Below are 16,887 nucleotides of genomic sequence, written 5' to 3' on the forward strand. Positions count from 1 at the left end.
AAAGTTAATTTGTTATAAACTCTTTAAATGTTTTACTTCTGCTAATTTAAATAGCAACTCTCTTTTTTCTTTTTCGCTTAGCTCTGATGTAGCTTGGTTTAACAGTAAATCAATATTATCTTTTTGTTGTTTTATTCCTGCAAGGATAAGGAGTTTATCCTCTATCCGTTGAGCTGGCTCTCTCAATTCTTCAGGCGTTAGTATCGTGTAGCCAGCAGTAACATCATCTCGTTTAGTTTTATGATTGGTTAGCCGCTTCAATGTATAAGTACCTATATTTAAACTTTCAGCAATAGAAGTAAATGTTCTTCGAAGATCATGTAAAGTGAAATTGATTTCTGACATTTCAACTATACTTTTTATGACCTTTTTAGGTTCTCTGATTTGCCCCAATTCATTATCAGCATCGAAAACAAATGTTGAGTTACTTCTAACGTCTTTTCGCCTCTTTAAGATTGTTCCTATATAGCTTGAGATTGGCAGCTCAAGTGGATCACCGTTCTTAGTCTTATCAATATAAAAAGACCTTTCTTTAAAGTCGACTCTATCCCAAGTGAGGTTAAGAAGTTCCTGCTTTCGTAGCCCTGTTAACAAACATATTTCTAAAAAGTCACACACACCAATGGTAAAGTTATTTCTGTGTAAAGCAGCTTTTTTTCTGGTTTCTCTGATGGCATGAAACCAGTCCTTAAGGTCAGTCTGTTTTATTCTTGAGGTTTTTCGGTCAACTTTATTCCAAGATCTTAAGTGACTTAATACTTTTACTGGATTGGATTCGAAAATGGCATTGTTGTTAATGTCTCTATATTCAAACGATGCAAAGTTGAAAATTGCCCTGAGGACTCTCATAGCACCATCTGCTTGAGATTTGCTATTGGCCGAAGCTTCCCGATGAATCGTTTTTATATCTTCTTCTTGAAGGCTTAGGAGGGGTTTTGATTTCCAATCATCAAAGTAGTTATCGATTAAAGATTGATAACTAATAACAGTTTTCGGAGCCAAGGGCTTATGCTTAAAGTAATCAGCTAATACTTGATTTAGTGTTATAAGTTCTAGTTCTGATTGCTTACGTTTAGCATTAGGGTTTACACCTTGATTAATTGTATTTAGCTCTTCTATTGCTTGCTTTCTTGCATTAGCAATAGTCATAGTGGGGAACTCTCCTAATGAAACATTATATTCCTTTCCACTTTGCTTTTTTCTAACAGTAAACTTTTTCTTTCCTGAGGGATGAACAATTAATACTAACTCTGATATTTGAGTATCATAATAACGTTTCTTGCTCTTCTCTGGCTTGATTGCTTCAAGCTTAGATTTGATGAATGAGAACTTATTATCCATGATTGCTCCATGCAGATCGGACGGTCTAAAGTTTAATGTAAAAATAGACCGCCAATGGGCCGCCATAAAGATTAATTTAGCGCAAAAATAATTAAAGAAGGTTAATGACCAAGTTGAGGTTTTATCTTTTATTTCAGCACTTTGTTAACTTTAGCGGAATCAGGTAATTAAGCAAGGAACTATTGAGATAAAAACTCATAATCGGTAGGTCCAGTGTTCAAGTCACTGAGGGGCCACCATTTTCTACTCTTCTATTTTTCTTACTAAAAAAGATCCTATGTGGTTATAAGATTTGATATCAGCTTGAGTTTCTCGATAGCCGACAATGTCATCATTATCATGTGAGAAATTGCTGCTACCTCGATACATTAATTCAGAATCGCTAATTAAAGCAACAGAATGTCTCCAATGAGTAGAGCCTCTGTAGCTTCCAATAATCCCTTTGACTGCACCAGCTCCGTACGGGGCAACAGCAAATTTGTGATTCTTACTATTTAGAAATAATTGGTATGTATCTCCAAATGTGTAAATAAAGCTTTCTACAATTGGCTCATCTCGCTTACCAAAAGGATAGCCATTGTAGCTATATGAGGAAAACTCTATACTAAACCATTCAAATATTAAGTTCTTAAACTCTTCTTCGGTTGCGTACCTCCATCCTTCTGCTGCATTGAATTTATCAGTAGTTTGATTTTCTGCATCAGTGATATCAGCGAGTACATCATTGTAGCTGCGACCTCGGGTTAAATTGACATCAAGCCATTCTAATTGTTGAGACGTTTGGACAGTTGTGTCACCAAAATCTATAAAACCATTTGGTAAGTCATTAGCATGTGATGTAAGAACAGCGCTAGCGGTAATAATGCAATAGCATGTATTTGTTTTTTTTCTCATAACCTTTCCTTTATTTTGTTTAAAATCAAGCTCAGTAACTTCACTGGCTTGGTAATCATTACATGAATTTTAAAAGCTGCTACCGGAATAACTTTATGTGATTTTCCGAATGTGGCTCATATACATTATGAAAAAAGGTTAGCTATATTTTGCACGTAACATGGATCTAAATACTTGCCACAGCTAATTCTAGTCTTATGTAAGATGTTTTCGATAGATTGAGGATTACAAAGAAAGAAGTACTTAGCTATTGCATGTACTAACTTCTTATCGTGGATTTATTGCCACTCACCGATTTTTCTTTCTTCATTGTTATAACTTGTTATTATGATAATTGTAGATTGTATAATTTGTGAGGGTGCAATGGTTAGAAATGCCGTTTTGTTATTAACATGTGCAAGTTTAGGTGCGTGTTCAATTGTTGTTGAAAAAGATAGCGCTGCTGGAGCGAATAAGCCGCAGGTAACTGAAGCCGACTATCAACGTGCAGAAATGTACTTGCCTAAAAATGTCAAAAACATGGTGCGTAATTTGGCGGTTGAGCCAAACTGGATTGGCAAAGGTAATCACTTTTGGTTTAGTGAAAAAGATAAAGCTGGTAATCAAAGCTACTATAAGGTGATACCTGAATCTGGTACGGTTGCGCCTTTGTTTGATCATCAAAAAGTTAAAGCGTCATTATCGCACGATGACAAAGATAACTTTTCTTTAGCTATTCAAGAAGTTGATTTAACGGCTAACTCATTAGCTATTAGCTATCAAAAACAAACTTATACTTGCGATCTTAAGGTAAGTAGCTGCCAAAAAACTGATAAAGATACAGATGAAAAACCAGCTTACTCTTCGCCGGATGGTAAATACTCGCTTTCAATGAAAGATTGGAATATCTACTTAACTGATAATGCCAGCAAAGAAACGGTACAATTAACTTTTGACGGTACTGAAGGCTATCCCTATGCGGTACGTAATGAAAGCCCGAAAAGATCTTATGCTAAAGGCCCTGGCTCTACTGAACCTAGATTAAGCGTTTACTGGGCACCGAACAGTAAAACCGTGCTTACTCATCGTATGAATCGTGAAAAAGTCGGTAAGTTACATTTAATTCAGGCAAGCCATGAAGATGGTTTACGTCCTCGTTTATATAGTTATTACTATCCTTTAGCTGGCGATAAGCATACCCCGGAAGGTGATATTATTTCGGTTGATGTGGCAAGCAAAAAAGTAACTAAGGTTGCTGCACCTAAATTGTTGCAAACCTATTATGGCGGCCCAATATGGGGCTGGTGGGAAGACAATAATCGCTTTTATTTTTATGAACAAGCGCGTGCGAAAAAGCGTATGAGTTTTCATGAATACAATCCAGAGAATCATAAGGTTCGTTTAGTGGTTGAAGATACCTCTGAGCAATTTATTGATCCTTGGGCGCAAGATGCTTGGGTGTTACCTGAATCGGATGAAATCATTTGGACAAGCCAGCGTGATGGTAATCAGCAATATTATTTATATGAGCTGTCAACGGGTAAGCTGAAAAACAAAATCACTCAATGTCAGTGCTATGTGCGTGTTTATCGTGCCCTAGATAAAGAAAAGCGTGAATTATACTTTGAAGCCTCTGGCGGCATTGATGGTAGAGACCCATATTTTCGTCACCTATATAAGGTGAACCTTGATGGTACTAACCAACAGTTATTAACGCCTGAGCCATTAGAGCATAGCACGCGTATTTCGCCAGATTTTAACTATTTTGTTGATATTGCTTCAGATGCGCAAACCGTCCCTGCAACTAAGCTAAGAAGTACCATTGATGGCAAAGTGATTACCACTCTAGGTACGCCTGATGTTACTGAGTTAATGGCAACAGGTTGGCAACCACCAGAGCCGTTTGAAGTGCTAGCTGATGATGGCAAAACTAAGTTGTATGGTTTGATGTATAAACCAAGCAATTTTGATGCAAACAAGCAGTACCCAGTTATTGATGCCACTTATACTGGCCCTCATGGCTTCTTTACACCGAAGTCCTTTTGGACTTACTTTCAGCAAGCGCAATCGTTAGCAGAGCTTGGCTTTGTTGTGATTAAAATGGATGGCCGCGGTACCAGTAAGCGCGATCGTGATTTCCATTTAGTTGCTTATAAAAACTTAGCGGGTGGCGTTGATGATCACGTTGATGCCATTAAATCGTTAGCGAGCAAGCACAGTTATTTAGATGTTAATCGTGTTGGCATTTTTGGTTTCTCTGCCGGTGGTTATGATACTGCACAGGCGATGTTTAGACATGCTGACTTCTTTAAAGTGGGTGTGGCTGCATCAGGTAATCATGATTTTAGAACCGATAAAACTGGTTGGAATGAAACTTGGTTAGGCTACCCTGTTGCTAAACATTGGGATGAGCAAACTAATTTAAACCCAGAAAGCGTTGCCAAGCTTAAGGGGAAGTTATTACTCGCTCATGGTGAGTTAGATGATAACGTTAACCCGGCTGCGACTATTCAGTTAGTTGATAAGTTAATACAAGCTAATAAAGATTTTGATTTAATGATTTACCCAAATTTAGATCATTTCTTAAACGACAGTGATTACTTTATTCGTAAACGTTGGGATTACTTTGTTGAGCATTTATTAGGGGCTGAGCCAGTAAAAGAGTATCAATTTCAATTGAATAAGTAATTTTACTTAATAAATAGTTCTACTTAACAACGATTAAAATCAAGGTATTGCCAGCTTAGCTGACAATACCTTTTTTATTTGTCTTTGTTGCTAGGTTTAGCAAAGTTAGGATTTGTTAAAAACGCTTCATCGGTTAGGGTATGTAAAAAAGCGAGTAAGTCGGCTTTTTCTTGCGCTGTCATAGCAAACTTGCGCACAAATTGGCTTTTTTCTGGGTGTGCTCTACCATCTCCTTGATAAGCTCCTTGAACTATTACTCGGCCACCTGCGGCATAAATATCTAACACTTCACTTAAGGTGGCAACACTACCATCGTGCATATAAGGTGCAGATTTAGCTATGTTTCTTAGCGTTGGCGCTCTGAACCTGCCGTCATCTCGCGCTAAGGTAGTAATTTCTGCTAAGCCTTTATCTTTTTTCGGGTAGCCTTGCTCGGCTTTGCTATTGTAAAGGCCGGTATTGTGAAATGGTCGTCTATCAATGAGTTGTTTTTCATGGCTAGTTGATTGGGTAAAGTTAAATCCACCATGGCAGTGGTGGCATTCAAAGCGTTCGGAAAAAAATAACTCCATGCCTTTAAGGGCTGATGCAGATATAGCATCATCTTCGCCATAGTAAGCGTAGCGATCAAAGGGTGAGTTCAGGCTAATAAGGCTACGGACAAAGCTAGCCAGTGCTTTAACAATATTCTCATAGCTAATAGCTTGCCCTGGGAAAGCTTGCTCAAAGAGTGCTGGATATTTACCTTGCCTAAAGCGGGCAAGAATTTCATTTTCATGGCCGGTAATGCCAAGCTCAATAGGGTCTTCGCCAAACATAGGTAATAGTATTTGCTGCTCTAGACTGGTTATACCGTCATGAGACCAAGTAAGGGTTTTATTGTAGGCAACATTAACTAAGGCTTGCGAGTTTCTACGGTGATATTGTCCTGTAGAGCCAATGGAAACTGGAATACTTTCACCAAATGCTACATCTTGTTGATGACAGCCGGCACAAGATTGCTTTTGATTGAATGATAGTTGCTTTTCATAGAAAAGATGTCGGCCAAGCTCAACTTTTTCAACCGTCATCGGGTTATCTTTTGGTACTTGCGGTTTAGGAAAGCCATCAATAACAGGCCATTGATACGGCGTACCTTGATGCTCTTGCGAGCAGCTTGCAAGAAATAACAGCAATAATATGATTAGTGGCTTTTTCATTGCGCGACCGCGGTATAGTTAATATTTAAGTTATCAAATATTTGTTGGCAATATGGGTTGTCTTTATGTGACTGGCAACTGCTGTCATCGTCAAAGATTAACCCTTGAAACCAGCTGTCGATTGCTAGTTCAAAGTGATGGTTAGCGGCTTTGCTTAAATCAATAGTAAAAGTATTGGGATATAGGCATGGTGAGTTAGGCGCGCGTAATGAACTGGCAGAAGAGCAACCAGTTGAGCCTAAATGAAATAACCAGTAGCCATCATCACTGGCATTCATTTCCATGCGAACAAACTTATGCCCGGTTTGCCAGACCCAAAACATGTTGGGTACATTTAAAGGGCTGTCTTGGCTGAGTGGATTGACATGGTTTAAAGCAAAAGGGACACCTATGGTTATACGGATTGCTTGCATATCTTCCGTGGCGATATTGTCTTGCAGAGCTAGTTGCCAGTTTTGCTCGTCAGTGTCTTCGCAATCTACACCTAAAAGGGCTACTTGTTGGCTTTGATACTTGTTATCGGCAAGTTTTAGCGTGTGCCAGTTGTTATCTTGGTCTTGATATTTGATGTTATGGGCAAACAAAAATAACTGGGCAAGTTGCCAGGATTTACTGTCTTGTTGAATGGCTGACTGACAGTTAAATACTGCGTTGTTTACTTGTGGGCTAATGGATATTTTAGCTGTGTTTTGTTCGCTACAGCCAAGTAAAGAGATACAACAAAAAAGCCAAGTTATAATACTGCGCATATAATTTAATCCAAAAAGCACTGCCATTTGCGGTATATAGTATGCTATAAGGTAGTTTATCAGCAAATGTTAACATAAAATTAACACTTTATTTAGTGTCTAGTGCATAAGTGGATTTTAATAGGAAGTCAGATGATAGAAAAGCGCCTTGCCCTAATGGGGTTACTTATAGCAAGCATAGCTAATTTTGCTTATGGTCATTCAGAGCATGACAAATCAAGGTTCGTTTCCACTAGCGGCAAAGATGTTGGTCAGTGTGACAACGTATTAAGACCATGTAAAACCATTGCTTATGCGGTAAAACAAGCGAACAAGGGCGATAGTGTATTGCTTGCTGCGGGGCAATATAAAGTCAATTCAAGTGAAGAGCTGTTCTTTTTAAAAAGTGCCTTAGTGCCTATTTCAGGCGGCTATAACCGCTTTGATCATTACCAGTCGCAAAGCCCGCAAACGAATGTAACCACTTTAACCAATGTACCCCAAGAGATGGCTGAGCTTTTACGTGCTAAAGGTTTTAAGGTACTTGCTGATGGTAAATCGCTGGCTAGTCAAGATGAGTTAAAGCAAATGTTGTCGGATTATCAGCAGTTAAATCAGCGTCAATCTGATGTTATCTGTCAAGAAGGTAAAGCAGGTGTGTTCTCTTGTGATAACGTTGATTTACTTGCTCATGTACCCTTGTCTGAAATGTCATCTAAACCCGGCTCAGGTAGCGATATTTGGGGACATGTTGATTTAAATAATAACCGAGAATACGCCATTATGACCTTACTTAATGGCACAGTAGTCATTGATGTAACTGAGCCAACCAATCCTGTGGAAGTGGGCACTATCAAAGGTGTTAATTCGAGCTGGCGTGATGTAAAAGTGTATCAATACTATGATCAAAGCTTGAACTTATGGCAAGCCTACGCTTATGTCACCACTGAGGGCAGCAATTCAGGGGCAACTGATTATGTTACGGTAATTGATCTTAACTCTCTGCCAAATACCATTAGCGTGGTTGAGAAAAATAAAGCAGTAAGTACCGCCCATAATATCTATATTTCTAATGTTGATTATTCTTTAAATGTGGCACTCCCTGGGCAAACACCGTCATTACAGTTAGTAGGGGCAAATAATTTAAGTGGCGCATTTCAAAGTTATTCACTAACTGACCCAAGAACCTTAACTCAAGGTGGCAATAAGTACTTTGGTAGTGGTTACACTCACGATGGTACATCGATTGTGATCAATGATGATCGAGCGCAGCAGCAATGTGGCATTAGTGAGGGGAGCTGTACTGTTTTTGTTGATTTCAATGAAAAAGAAATGAAGCTGTGGAATATCACCGAGCCAAGTAATACCAAGAGTTTAGGTGATGTTAGTTACAGTGATGTACCAAGCTCAGCTCAATATGTGCATTCAGGTTGGGGCACAGATGATAATCAGTATGTGCTACTTCATGATGAGTTTGATGAGTACCGTGGCGGCTTAAATACCACAGTGCGTATTTTTTCCATTGCAGATTTAGCCAACCCAGTGCAAGTAGGTCAGTGGACTGGGCCAACATCAGCAATTGATCACAATGGTTATGTGCGCGGTAATCGTTATTATATGTCGAACTACGAGCGTGGTTTAACCATTTTAGATATCACCGAGCCAAGCACACCTGAGCAAGTTGGCTTTTTTGACACCTATACCCCAAGTGATGGTGCTAGCTTTAATGGCGCTTGGGGTGTTTATCCGTTTCTTCCTTCAGGCAATATCTTAATTAGTGATATTAACAGCGGCCTTTATGTCTTAAAAGATAATGCCAAAAGCTCTGCTGTGGGTCAGTTCTCATTTGCCGCCAAAGAAATTGCCACTGAGCAAGGTGTAGATTTGAGTATTGATGTCAGTCGTCATGGCACAGATTTAACTCATGCTGCCAGTGTGAGTTATCAAGTTATTGCTGGCAGTGCTGAAGCTGGTGCTGATTTTACTTTGGTTGATGGTACATTAGTTTGGCAGGCCAATGATAATGCCGATAAAACCATTACTGCAGCTATTGCGGAGAAATTAGATGATGCGGAGCTGCCAGAATCTTTCTTCATCAGGCTTTATAACCCAACCAATGGGGCAACCTTAGGTGATAACAGTTACGTCACTATCAATTTAGCGGGTAAAGAAGATAATGGTGCCGCTTCATTTGCTGTGGCGAGCTTAGATGTAGCTGAGCAAAATGAGCAGCTGGTTGTGACAGTAAACCGAATTGGTAGCAGCGTTGGCGAGCTTTTGGTGGATTATGTAAGCATTGCCGATACCGCTATAGCGGGCGAAGATTTCGAACAAGTAGCAGGTCAGTTAAGTTGGGCAAATGGGGACAGTGAAGGTAAAACTATTTCGGTTAATATCATTAATGATAGTGAGGAAGAAGACGCTGAGCGCTTTACTATTCAACTGACTTCTGTGGACGGCAGTCGTATTGGTATAAATGAGCAAATTGAGATAAATATTGCCGATGATGATCAAAACCATGAACCTGTGATTTCGTTAAGTGAGAATTTCCAAGTGAATACCGATCAAAACGTCAATTTGATTGCGACTGTTTCTGATCCAGATAAAGATGATATGACCTTTTTATGGCAACAAACTGCTGGTTCACAAGTCACTATTACCGATGCAGAGCAAAGCACAGCAAGCTTTGTTGCGCCAAGTACAGCAGGTTCACTCAGTTTTAGTTTTACCGCGACCGATTATCGAGGTGCTAGCTCTACGGCGACAATTACTCTCACGGTTGTTGCACCGAATGTTGTTGTAGAGCCTAAGCCTACCAGCAGCAGTGGCGGTGGCGCTGCTTGGATGATTTTATTTATGCTGATTAGCTCAGCTATGTTAAAGCGAGTGTTGTATAGAGCACCTTAACTTATCTCTTGTAACTTACCCCTTTGACTCATCGAGTATTGCTTAGTGATATTCGATGAGTTGACCTTAAATTGAGATAACCGCGGTTGTTAATGCTGTTAGCTCTAAGTTATTATATTCGAATAATTAATTATAAAAACGGAAATTTGTCCTATGAAATTATTATCAAAAGTCGCTGTCGCTTGTGCTATCACTGTTGCTGCAGTAAGCACTCAGGCACAACCTGCTAAATCATTAAAGCATGCGGAAAAAGCAACTGAGCTTCGTAAAGCTATGTTTCAACTAATGGCGAGCAATATGGGGCCGTTAGGCGCTATGGCTAAAGGTAAAATCCCGCTAAATAAAGAGGTTGTTGCTAAAAATGCTTTACGTTTAGAGCAGTTCTCACATATGTTAGGTGATTACCTGAAAACAGATACTCGTAAATTTTCTGTGAAAACCGATGCGCTAGATAGTGTTTGGACCGACAGAGCAAAACTTGAAGGTAAGATCACTGACTTTACTAATGCTTCAAGCCAATTACAAAAAGCTGTTGTATCGGGTGACGAAAAAGCTATTAAACGTGCTATTGGCGGTGTTGGTAAAACATGTGGCAGCTGCCACGATGACTTCAAAAAAGATTAATGTCTTGTTGAATTAGAGATCAAAAAAACAGCCCTTTGATGGCTGTTTTTTTATGTCTGTTGTTTATGTATAGCGTACAAATACTCGCTAATAAAAGAACTCTTCCATCGGTGGTGGATTTATTACCACAAGCCAATAAACAAAGCCGACGCACAGTGCTAAGACAATAAGTGCTAAGCCAAGGCGTGAACCAGAAATTTCATCTTCTGCAGATAATTTTTCAGCGTCTTTTTTACCGGTAAGCATAGCTTTGGCTAAGTTCTGTTTTTTCACTTTTTTATAAAAAATAATAGCCGTTATATGTAGCGCTATCGCTGCCAAGATAAAATCAAAGGTATTTAAATGAATAATGCGCATGATTTTATCAACGCTAGCGCCGGCGGCATTAAAATAAGGTCCTGAGCTAAACACCTCATCATCAACAAAAAGGCCGCTGCTTGCTTGTAATAATACTAATAGCAGCATCAGCAACACCATGATGCTGCCAATGGGGTTATGACCAGCATAAACTTTGGCATCTACTGATTTATGGCTTTTTAGGTAATTTATTACTGCGCTAGGTGATGGCATAAACTGAGAAAACCTTGCATGTTTTGGCCCGACAACCCCCCAAAAGATACGAAAACTGGTCAATACGAGAATTATGTAGCCTAATTTTATATGCCAATCTATATAGTCTGTACCTAGCTCAGCTGTTAACCATAATAGTAATAGCGTCGTGGCAAAGCCCCAGTGAAATAAACGCAGCGGCAAGTCCCAAATGAGATATTGTTTTTTCATTGTTAACTTCTTACTTATGATGCTATTGAGCCATTTTATATGAAGGAGATTAGCAAGGTGAAGTGATTATTGTTGCAAAGTGTTAAGCGTTCGAGGTTAAGAAGTTTACGGTAGAGCAAATACAGTTAAGGATGGCTCTTTATTTTTATAGCTGTTAAACCTTAGTTGCAATGCTGTGCTCAGTGATGATTGTGCTTGTGTATCGCAGATAGCTCTCATGTTATTGATAAGGTAAAGCTTGCTTAGCGCTTGCTTTGCAAAGCAAATAAGTGGTGAGTGCTTGCTGGTAACATGTTGAATTAATTGGCTGGCTAGTGATTGCTGACGAAACTCTTTGTCGACAAATAAAGCGTGCATTAAGTATTGTGGGTTATCTTGTGTCAATTTAGATACAATCACACAAGCAATAATAATATTTTGGTGCTTGATAAAGTAGCAATGATCTAAGCCGATAAAGCGGGCACTGTAATGCTGTTGCTTGTAAAAGCGTAAAATAGCTTTTTTATCCGCCTTCGTTGCTTGTAATATGGTGAATAGTTCTATGGCGCTTTGACTCATAGGTTACTGTGGTTCATAGATGACAGTGGCTCATAAGTAACAGTGACTTATAGTTTGGCTGTATATATTAGCAGTTATTTAGCTGGTTAGCGTAATAAAAATCACTTATATTTAAAGCACTTTACTTAATTGCAATAAAGCTAAAATGAATGTGTTTTAGAGCCTAGCTCTGTAGATGATGGGTAATAAAGGAGATTGGTCGCTTTTGAATAATAAACAAGTAACCTCTGGTGCTGCTAGGTATTATATTTTTGCCTTTTTTATATCGATATTGATGTGTACTGTTCAAGCAGAAAGTCTTGATAAGGTACAAGTACGCACTATAGCTATTGCACCTTATGGTATTAATTCAGGACAAGAACTGAGTGGTATTTATTATGACATCGCTAACTCAATCGTTAAGACGTCAGGCTTACAAGCTGAACATGCAATTTACCCATATGCTCGCATAGTACATGAGTTAAAAGTGGGTTTAACTGATATAACTATAATGTATCGCTACCAAGAGCTAGAAGGTTACGTAACCTATATTGCACCGTTACCGACGTTAAAAAATGTTGTTATTGGGGTAAAAGGGACTCATTTTGCTGATATAGCTAGCTTAAGAGGTAAGCGATTAGCTTATTTGCGCGGAGCACAATTTAATCAGCAGATAGATAATGATAAGCAAATTAATAAGTACTTAGTTAAAGATTTTGATCAAGCTGTTCATATGTTGGCAGCGGGTCGTGTTGATGCCGTTATTGGCCCATTAGATCCTCTTATTAACTCGGCGCTAACGGCGGGTAAAAAAGACTTTTTTGGCCCACCGTTAGTCGTTTCACAGCGAACACCTTGGTTGCAAATATCAAATAAGAGCCGTTATAAAAGCTCCACACAGCAATTTAAAAAGATATTCAATAACATGGTGCAACGCGGCGAGTTGGCAAAATTAAGGCAAAAGTATAATATGCTCGATATTACCTACGAGCAATAAGCCTAAAACTGCTTATCAACTCGCACATAGCCATTGTTTAAATAGATAACCCTCACTTTATCATCAGCTTGGAATACCATGTTATGATCAAAGTCTTGAATGACCATATACTGTTTGCCATCACTTGTGGTGATCATCAATTCAACAATACGCTGAATTATTTTACGCTGACTATTTTGGCTGTTGTGGGCAATGCTACCACCAATAATAGCACCCAATACGGTCGCGATATCTTGACCACTTCCGCCACCAAATTGATTACCAATAACACCGCCAATTAACGCGCCGCCAAAGGTTTTCCAACCATTCTTTCTATCGTTAACTAATTCTTCTTGGCTGATGTTTCTAACAGAGTCGATTTTGCCAAAGAGTACCTTTTCAACAGGAACGGCTTTGTTTCTTTCGTACTGAGCAAGAGCAGGGCTTGAAATAAGCCCTGTTAATGCCAGAAAAAGTATGCTGTTTAGTATAATTCTCATGATAACTTCTACCAGCTAACAAATTCTTTTTCTTTGGTTTTACGGATTTCTGTTTCATCGGCCCACTCAACTAAGCCACTTTCTAAATCCATTAAACGTAAAGTAAATTTATAGTAGACGTCTGATTTATCTTTATTTGACTTCACTATGCTAGATAAGTTGCCATAAAGCATATATTCAGCGCCCACTTGTTTACCAAATTGAATCGCTTTACTCGCATCGACCATACCGCCGGTATTTTGATACTGAATTTGCTCTCGAGCAGCTGCGACTCGTGTCATATCAACAAAGCGGAATTTGCCAGAGCGCAGCAGCTTAGTGGAAATAGAGTCAGTGATTGATTCGGTATCAATGTGCTCACTGGTTTTATTTTTGATACTTTCAACAAAAATAACAGGGCGGGTGTTAGCGGTTAATGTACCCACCACAGGCGATACCAGTAGTGAATCTGTCATTTGTCCGGCCACTTTTTGTAAATCGGTTGAGCCAAAGTTTATATCGGTTGTTTCAACGGCGCTTGCATCTCCGTAACGTACAACTGATTTGTTAGTACAGCCGGTAGTAACCAGTACTGCCAGTGTCATAGCTGTAATTAAAGCAAGTTTTTTCATGATAATTTCCTTAATTTATTTTGACTAAAATTTGTAAAATTTTTCATTTACTTCACGTACGTAAAAGCTATAGCTGGCGGCATTTCTCGACGGCGCTAAGCCCTTTACATTGATGGTTTGCATGCCGTGCAGCTCTAATGCTTGCCAAGGATTCTTGCCTGATTCAATAACAAAACCGTCTTTATCAAACCAATTAAACTGATATTGTAGTGCCAGTGATTTTTCGTATTTGCTTGTGAGTGCCAGATTCACTTCAAGAAAATCGTTATTCATTCTAGTTTTTATATCGCTGATAAAGAGCTGCGAGGCTAGCTGCTGATTATCAACAATAAGTCGCTGTTGATAATTCTGACCATGAGCAATTTTCTCTGTGCCTATGCCAGAAGTTACCGGTGGAACATTTTTACAAGCAACCAGCCCCAACATAATGAGTGTGGCAAATATAAGCTGTTTAATATGCATATGAATTATCCTTGTTTGACAGTGAACACTATAAGTTAAATACCCGCAATTGGCTTTGTGAGCCGATTGCCGTTACATACAGCAAGGTATTTGCTTGCTGGTTAATGGTTACCTCGACCGCTTTTTTGGCGCCGCCAATATCAAGCTCAATTTTGTGTTGACCCGGCGCTAAAGCAAGCTTCATTATTTCTACCTTATCGGGCAGCGTACTCCAGCTGCGTGTGTCTGCTTGCTCAGTGGTGATATTGTAGAGTCCCGCTAATATATTTCCGACATCACCGCCTTTGCGGCTTAGTTGTTGTCTAATTTCTTCTTTGGCGATAATACGGGCAATTTGTCTTGCTATGGTTGCTGGCATTTGCTCTTTTAATTGAAAGGCGGCGAGAGATTGTAGTCTGACAATTTCTTCACTTTGATAATGTTTACCTTGATAGTTGATTGATACTGGCGCGTAGTTGCGTAAATAGTTTTTATAAGTGGGCACTGAAAAGCTATAAAAGCGCATATCATCATGGCTTGTGAAAATAGGTAGGTTAAGTGAAAATTCGCTTTTATTTTCAATAATGCCATGCTCGGTAATTACGATAAGGTTGCCGCTATTGGTTTTGTGATCATTTTCGTTAATATTAAAGCTTTGTTTATAACGTGCGATGTCATCGACCATGCTTAGCTGGTTAGCTAAGCGCCAAACTTCTTGCTGTAAAATACTATTATCGGGAAATATTTCTAGTGCTTTTTTATAGTCAATATAGGCATCATTCTTTTGCCCGCCTGCTTCATATAATAAGCCGGAAAGGTAAAAGGTATATGCATTTTGAAAGCCGTTTTTTACTTCGCCAATGGTTGTTTGCATGCTTGGGTACTTACTCGATAACGAGTTCATACTGACGCCATGCTTTGCCATATTCTGCTCAGCTTTATATAGCTTGGCATTATTGCTTCTTAATGCCTGCTCTTGTACTAAATTGGCTCGCCTTACTTCAACTAAGGCCGACGATAGCTTGTTTTCACTTAAATAATTCAGCGCTTGGTAACTGTGCAACATGGTTTGTTCGTAGGGCGGCACAATATAACGGGTGGCGCTGTCATTACTGACTATCGCAGCAGCATTTTCAACACCGCGACTCAGTTGAATTTTGGCTTTTTCTTGTTCATCACTGATTACTTGGTAAGCGTGAGCTAGGCTATCTTGGCTTGGTTTTATTTGCTTGGCCAAAAATTGCAGCCGTCCATGCTCGAGTAAGCTGAGGTTGTAGGCATTATTAGATTGAGACCTATTTGGAAGTAGCTTGAGTGCTTGTTGATACTTTCCTTGTGATTGCGCCGTTTTTACCGGCTGCATTTGCTGATAATAGCTAGAAAAAAGATCGTTGAATCGTGTTGCCGAGCAGCCACTTAATAGTATTGAACTTGCTAAGACGTAGCAAATGTATCGATATGTCGTAATCATGATCTTAGCTTATCTTGTTACCTATATTTAACAAGTTAGACTTTGTGTAAAAATTGTAATAAAGCCTTGCTTAATAACAGCTGAACATGGAAATTCGCTTTATGCTGATCTGAAATAATACGCGCTTGTCTCATCGCATTTATACTAATAGTGTTCTGGTTGATTTATTGAGTGTTGTTATGACGTTACAACAAGCGCGTATTTCCAGCAAAGTAGCCTTCTTTGCATTATTTTTGTTCGCGCCGCTTTTAGATATTTTTCGCTATGATGTTGATTTAGGGCATATCATATTATTTGGTCATGCCTGGACCATCAGCATTGATTCTATCTTATATGGTGGTGGCGATAGCCTTGATGCCGCCATTAAAATTTTTGCTCGAGTGTTACTACCTGGTATGGCTTTTGTGGCGATCACTGGCGTCTTGATATGGAAGTTTGGTCGTATTTATTGCGGTTGGTTGTGTCCGCACTTTTCTGTGGTTGAGTTAGTCAATGATTTAATGCTTAAGCAGCTTAATCGTGTCACTATCTGGGAGAAAGCCAGCATTGCCAATAAGCGCATTATTCCTCGGGTGATAGTCGCTGTAGCCGCTATTGCTATGGCCTTTGTTTGGGCGGTTGCCTTAGTGAGCTATTTGGTTAATCCGACCGAACTGTTAACCAACCTAGTTAACTTTAATTTAGGCTTTGGCTCAGCCTTATTTATAACCGTGGCAACCATTGTTTTTAGCGCGGACTTTATTTTTGCCCGTCATTTATTTTGCAAATACGGTTGCGCTTTAGGCTTATTTCAAAGCTTAATTTGGATGGCCAATAAAAAGGCTATGGTGATTAAGTTTGATCGTAAGCGCGCCAAAGCGTGTCGGGATTGTATTAATGAGCATGGCTATAAACCTTGCGATCAAGCTTGCCCAATGCGTTTGCCGACACGCAATATGAAACGCGCTAAATTTACTTGTACTCAGTGTGTGCAGTGTGTCTCGGCTTGTGCTTCTGTGCAAAAAGCCAACCCTGATGGTGGTTTGCTGGCGTGGGTAAATGGCAAAGAAGCGCTTGAAGTGGATAGGCCTGCGGGTAAGTATAAAGAAAATGAGATAGAGATTAAGGAAGTTAAATAACTTTATTAGTAAACATTAAATTAATTTTTGCTAATGTATCTTGTTCTAATGTATGGTTTTCTAATGTAATAACTGATACGCTATTGACTGAAT

General features: G+C 39.2%; 15 protein-coding genes. 5 read left to right on the forward strand and 10 right to left on the reverse strand.

The features are described 5' to 3' along the window. Positions 1–12: 12 nt before the first annotated feature. On the reverse strand, positions 13–1,341 hold the full coding sequence (locus tag EMK97_RS13785; RefSeq protein WP_170176766.1) for a tyrosine-type recombinase/integrase: 1,329 nt from the start codon (positions 1,339–1,341) through the stop codon (positions 13–15). A gap of 243 nt (positions 1,342–1,584) precedes the next feature. After that, entirely contained in the window at positions 1,585–2,235 is a 651-nt protein-coding gene (locus tag EMK97_RS13790) for a hypothetical protein (protein WP_130603124.1), read from the reverse strand. A gap of 363 nt (positions 2,236–2,598) precedes the next feature. Here EMK97_RS13790 and EMK97_RS13795 point away from each other — a divergent pair, with 363 nt between their 5' ends. Beyond that, positions 2,599–4,902: a S9 family peptidase gene (locus tag EMK97_RS13795; RefSeq protein ID WP_170176767.1), complete on the forward strand. Its 2,304-nt coding sequence runs from the start codon at positions 2,599–2,601 to the stop codon at positions 4,900–4,902. A gap of 74 nt (positions 4,903–4,976) precedes the next feature. Here the strand turns inward: EMK97_RS13795 and EMK97_RS13800 are convergent, their stop codons facing one another. Together EMK97_RS13800 and EMK97_RS13805 are read right to left on the reverse strand one after the other, a co-directional pair. Beyond that, complete coding sequence (locus EMK97_RS13800) at positions 4,977–6,101, reverse strand: MbnH family di-heme enzyme (RefSeq protein WP_130603128.1); 1,125 nt, start codon at positions 6,099–6,101, stop codon at positions 4,977–4,979. Continuing rightward, positions 6,098–6,850 carry an MbnP family copper-binding protein gene (locus tag EMK97_RS13805; RefSeq protein WP_170176768.1) on the reverse strand — a complete coding sequence of 251 codons (753 nt, stop codon included), beginning with the start codon at positions 6,848–6,850 and terminating at the stop codon, positions 6,098–6,100. Before EMK97_RS13805 ends, EMK97_RS13800 begins: the two co-directional genes overlap by 4 nt. Positions 6,851–6,982: 132 nt before the next feature. Between EMK97_RS13805 and EMK97_RS13810 the strand changes: the two genes are divergently transcribed. After that, positions 6,983–9,736, forward strand: a complete 2,754-nt coding sequence (locus EMK97_RS13810; RefSeq protein ID WP_130603132.1) for a choice-of-anchor B family protein — start codon at positions 6,983–6,985, stop codon at positions 9,734–9,736. A 153-nt stretch (positions 9,737–9,889) separates the two neighbouring features. Beyond that, positions 9,890–10,360, forward strand: a complete 471-nt coding sequence (locus tag EMK97_RS13815; protein ID WP_130603134.1) for a c-type cytochrome — start codon at positions 9,890–9,892, stop codon at positions 10,358–10,360. 87 nt (positions 10,361–10,447) lie between these two features. Here EMK97_RS13815 and EMK97_RS13820 read toward each other — a convergent pair whose 3' ends face one another. Then, positions 10,448–11,140: a cytochrome b/b6 domain-containing protein gene (locus EMK97_RS13820; protein WP_130603136.1), complete on the reverse strand. Its 693-nt coding sequence runs from the start codon at positions 11,138–11,140 to the stop codon at positions 10,448–10,450. 105 nt (positions 11,141–11,245) lie between these two features. Beyond that, the gene (locus tag EMK97_RS13825) at positions 11,246–11,698 is read right to left on the reverse strand and encodes a GNAT family N-acetyltransferase (RefSeq protein ID WP_130603138.1); all 453 of its coding nucleotides are present in this window, start codon (positions 11,696–11,698) and stop codon (positions 11,246–11,248) included. Between the two features lie 205 nt (positions 11,699–11,903). On the opposite strand from EMK97_RS13825, the gene EMK97_RS13830 reads away from it, so the two are divergent. Further along, complete coding sequence (locus EMK97_RS13830; protein WP_246028795.1) at positions 11,904–12,674, forward strand: substrate-binding periplasmic protein; 771 nt, start codon at positions 11,904–11,906, stop codon at positions 12,672–12,674. A gap of 2 nt (positions 12,675–12,676) precedes the next feature. Here the strand turns inward: EMK97_RS13830 and EMK97_RS13835 are convergent, their stop codons facing one another. Genes EMK97_RS13835 through EMK97_RS13850 form a run of 4 tightly spaced genes read right to left on the reverse strand, consistent with a single transcriptional unit; the run spans position 12,677 to position 15,676 of the window. Continuing rightward, complete coding sequence (locus EMK97_RS13835; RefSeq protein ID WP_130603140.1) at positions 12,677–13,153, reverse strand: outer membrane lipoprotein; 477 nt, start codon at positions 13,151–13,153, stop codon at positions 12,677–12,679. Positions 13,154–13,161: 8 nt separating this feature from the next. Further along, complete coding sequence (lpoB, locus tag EMK97_RS13840; protein WP_130603142.1) at positions 13,162–13,764, reverse strand: penicillin-binding protein activator LpoB; 603 nt, start codon at positions 13,762–13,764, stop codon at positions 13,162–13,164. Positions 13,765–13,788: 24 nt separating this feature from the next. Further along, positions 13,789–14,226, reverse strand: coding sequence for a YcfL family putative periplasmic lipoprotein (locus tag EMK97_RS13845; RefSeq protein WP_130603144.1), 438 nt, complete (start codon positions 14,224–14,226; stop codon positions 13,789–13,791). Positions 14,227–14,254: 28 nt separating this feature from the next. Further along, positions 14,255–15,676 (reverse strand): COG3014 family protein, encoded by a 1,422-nt coding sequence (locus tag EMK97_RS13850; RefSeq protein WP_211342246.1) that lies wholly within the window; start codon positions 15,674–15,676, stop codon positions 14,255–14,257. Between the two features lie 179 nt (positions 15,677–15,855). Here EMK97_RS13850 and EMK97_RS13855 point away from each other — a divergent pair, with 179 nt between their 5' ends. Next, entirely contained in the window at positions 15,856–16,794 is a 939-nt protein-coding gene (locus tag EMK97_RS13855) for a 4Fe-4S binding protein (RefSeq protein WP_130603146.1), read from the forward strand. Positions 16,795–16,887 lie beyond the last annotated feature (93 nt).

Source organism: Litorilituus sediminis (assembly GCF_004295665.1).
Classification (GTDB): Bacteria; Pseudomonadota; Gammaproteobacteria; order Enterobacterales; family Alteromonadaceae; genus Colwellia; species Colwellia sediminis.

Bases quoted from the DNA above. Each gene is read 5' to 3' on its own strand.
- EMK97_RS13815 (WP_130603134.1), top strand. From the start codon at position 9,890: ATGAAATTATTATCAAAAGTCGCTGTCGCTTGTGCTATCACTGTTGCT.
- EMK97_RS13810 (WP_130603132.1), top strand. From the start codon at position 6,983: ATGATAGAAAAGCGCCTTGCCCTAATGGGGTTACTTATAGCAAGCATA.
- EMK97_RS13805 (WP_170176768.1), bottom strand. From the start codon at position 6,850: ATGCGCAGTATTATAACTTGGCTTTTTTGTTGTATCTCTTTACTTGGC.
- EMK97_RS13835 (WP_130603140.1), bottom strand. From the start codon at position 13,153: ATGAGAATTATACTAAACAGCATACTTTTTCTGGCATTAACAGGGCTT.
- EMK97_RS13790 (WP_130603124.1), bottom strand. From the start codon at position 2,235: ATGAGAAAAAAAACAAATACATGCTATTGCATTATTACCGCTAGCGCT.
- EMK97_RS13825 (WP_130603138.1), bottom strand. From the start codon at position 11,698: ATGAGTCAAAGCGCCATAGAACTATTCACCATATTACAAGCAACGAAG.
- EMK97_RS13785 (WP_170176766.1), bottom strand. From the start codon at position 1,341: ATGGATAATAAGTTCTCATTCATCAAATCTAAGCTTGAAGCAATCAAG.
- EMK97_RS13795 (WP_170176767.1), top strand. From the start codon at position 2,599: ATGGTTAGAAATGCCGTTTTGTTATTAACATGTGCAAGTTTAGGTGCG.
- lpoB (WP_130603142.1), bottom strand. From the start codon at position 13,764: ATGAAAAAACTTGCTTTAATTACAGCTATGACACTGGCAGTACTGGTT.
- EMK97_RS13820 (WP_130603136.1), bottom strand. From the start codon at position 11,140: ATGAAAAAACAATATCTCATTTGGGACTTGCCGCTGCGTTTATTTCAC.
- EMK97_RS13800 (WP_130603128.1), bottom strand. From the start codon at position 6,101: ATGAAAAAGCCACTAATCATATTATTGCTGTTATTTCTTGCAAGCTGC.
- EMK97_RS13855 (WP_130603146.1), top strand. From the start codon at position 15,856: ATGACGTTACAACAAGCGCGTATTTCCAGCAAAGTAGCCTTCTTTGCA.
- EMK97_RS13850 (WP_211342246.1), bottom strand. From the start codon at position 15,676: ATGATTACGACATATCGATACATTTGCTACGTCTTAGCAAGTTCAATA.
- EMK97_RS13845 (WP_130603144.1), bottom strand. From the start codon at position 14,226: ATGCATATTAAACAGCTTATATTTGCCACACTCATTATGTTGGGGCTG.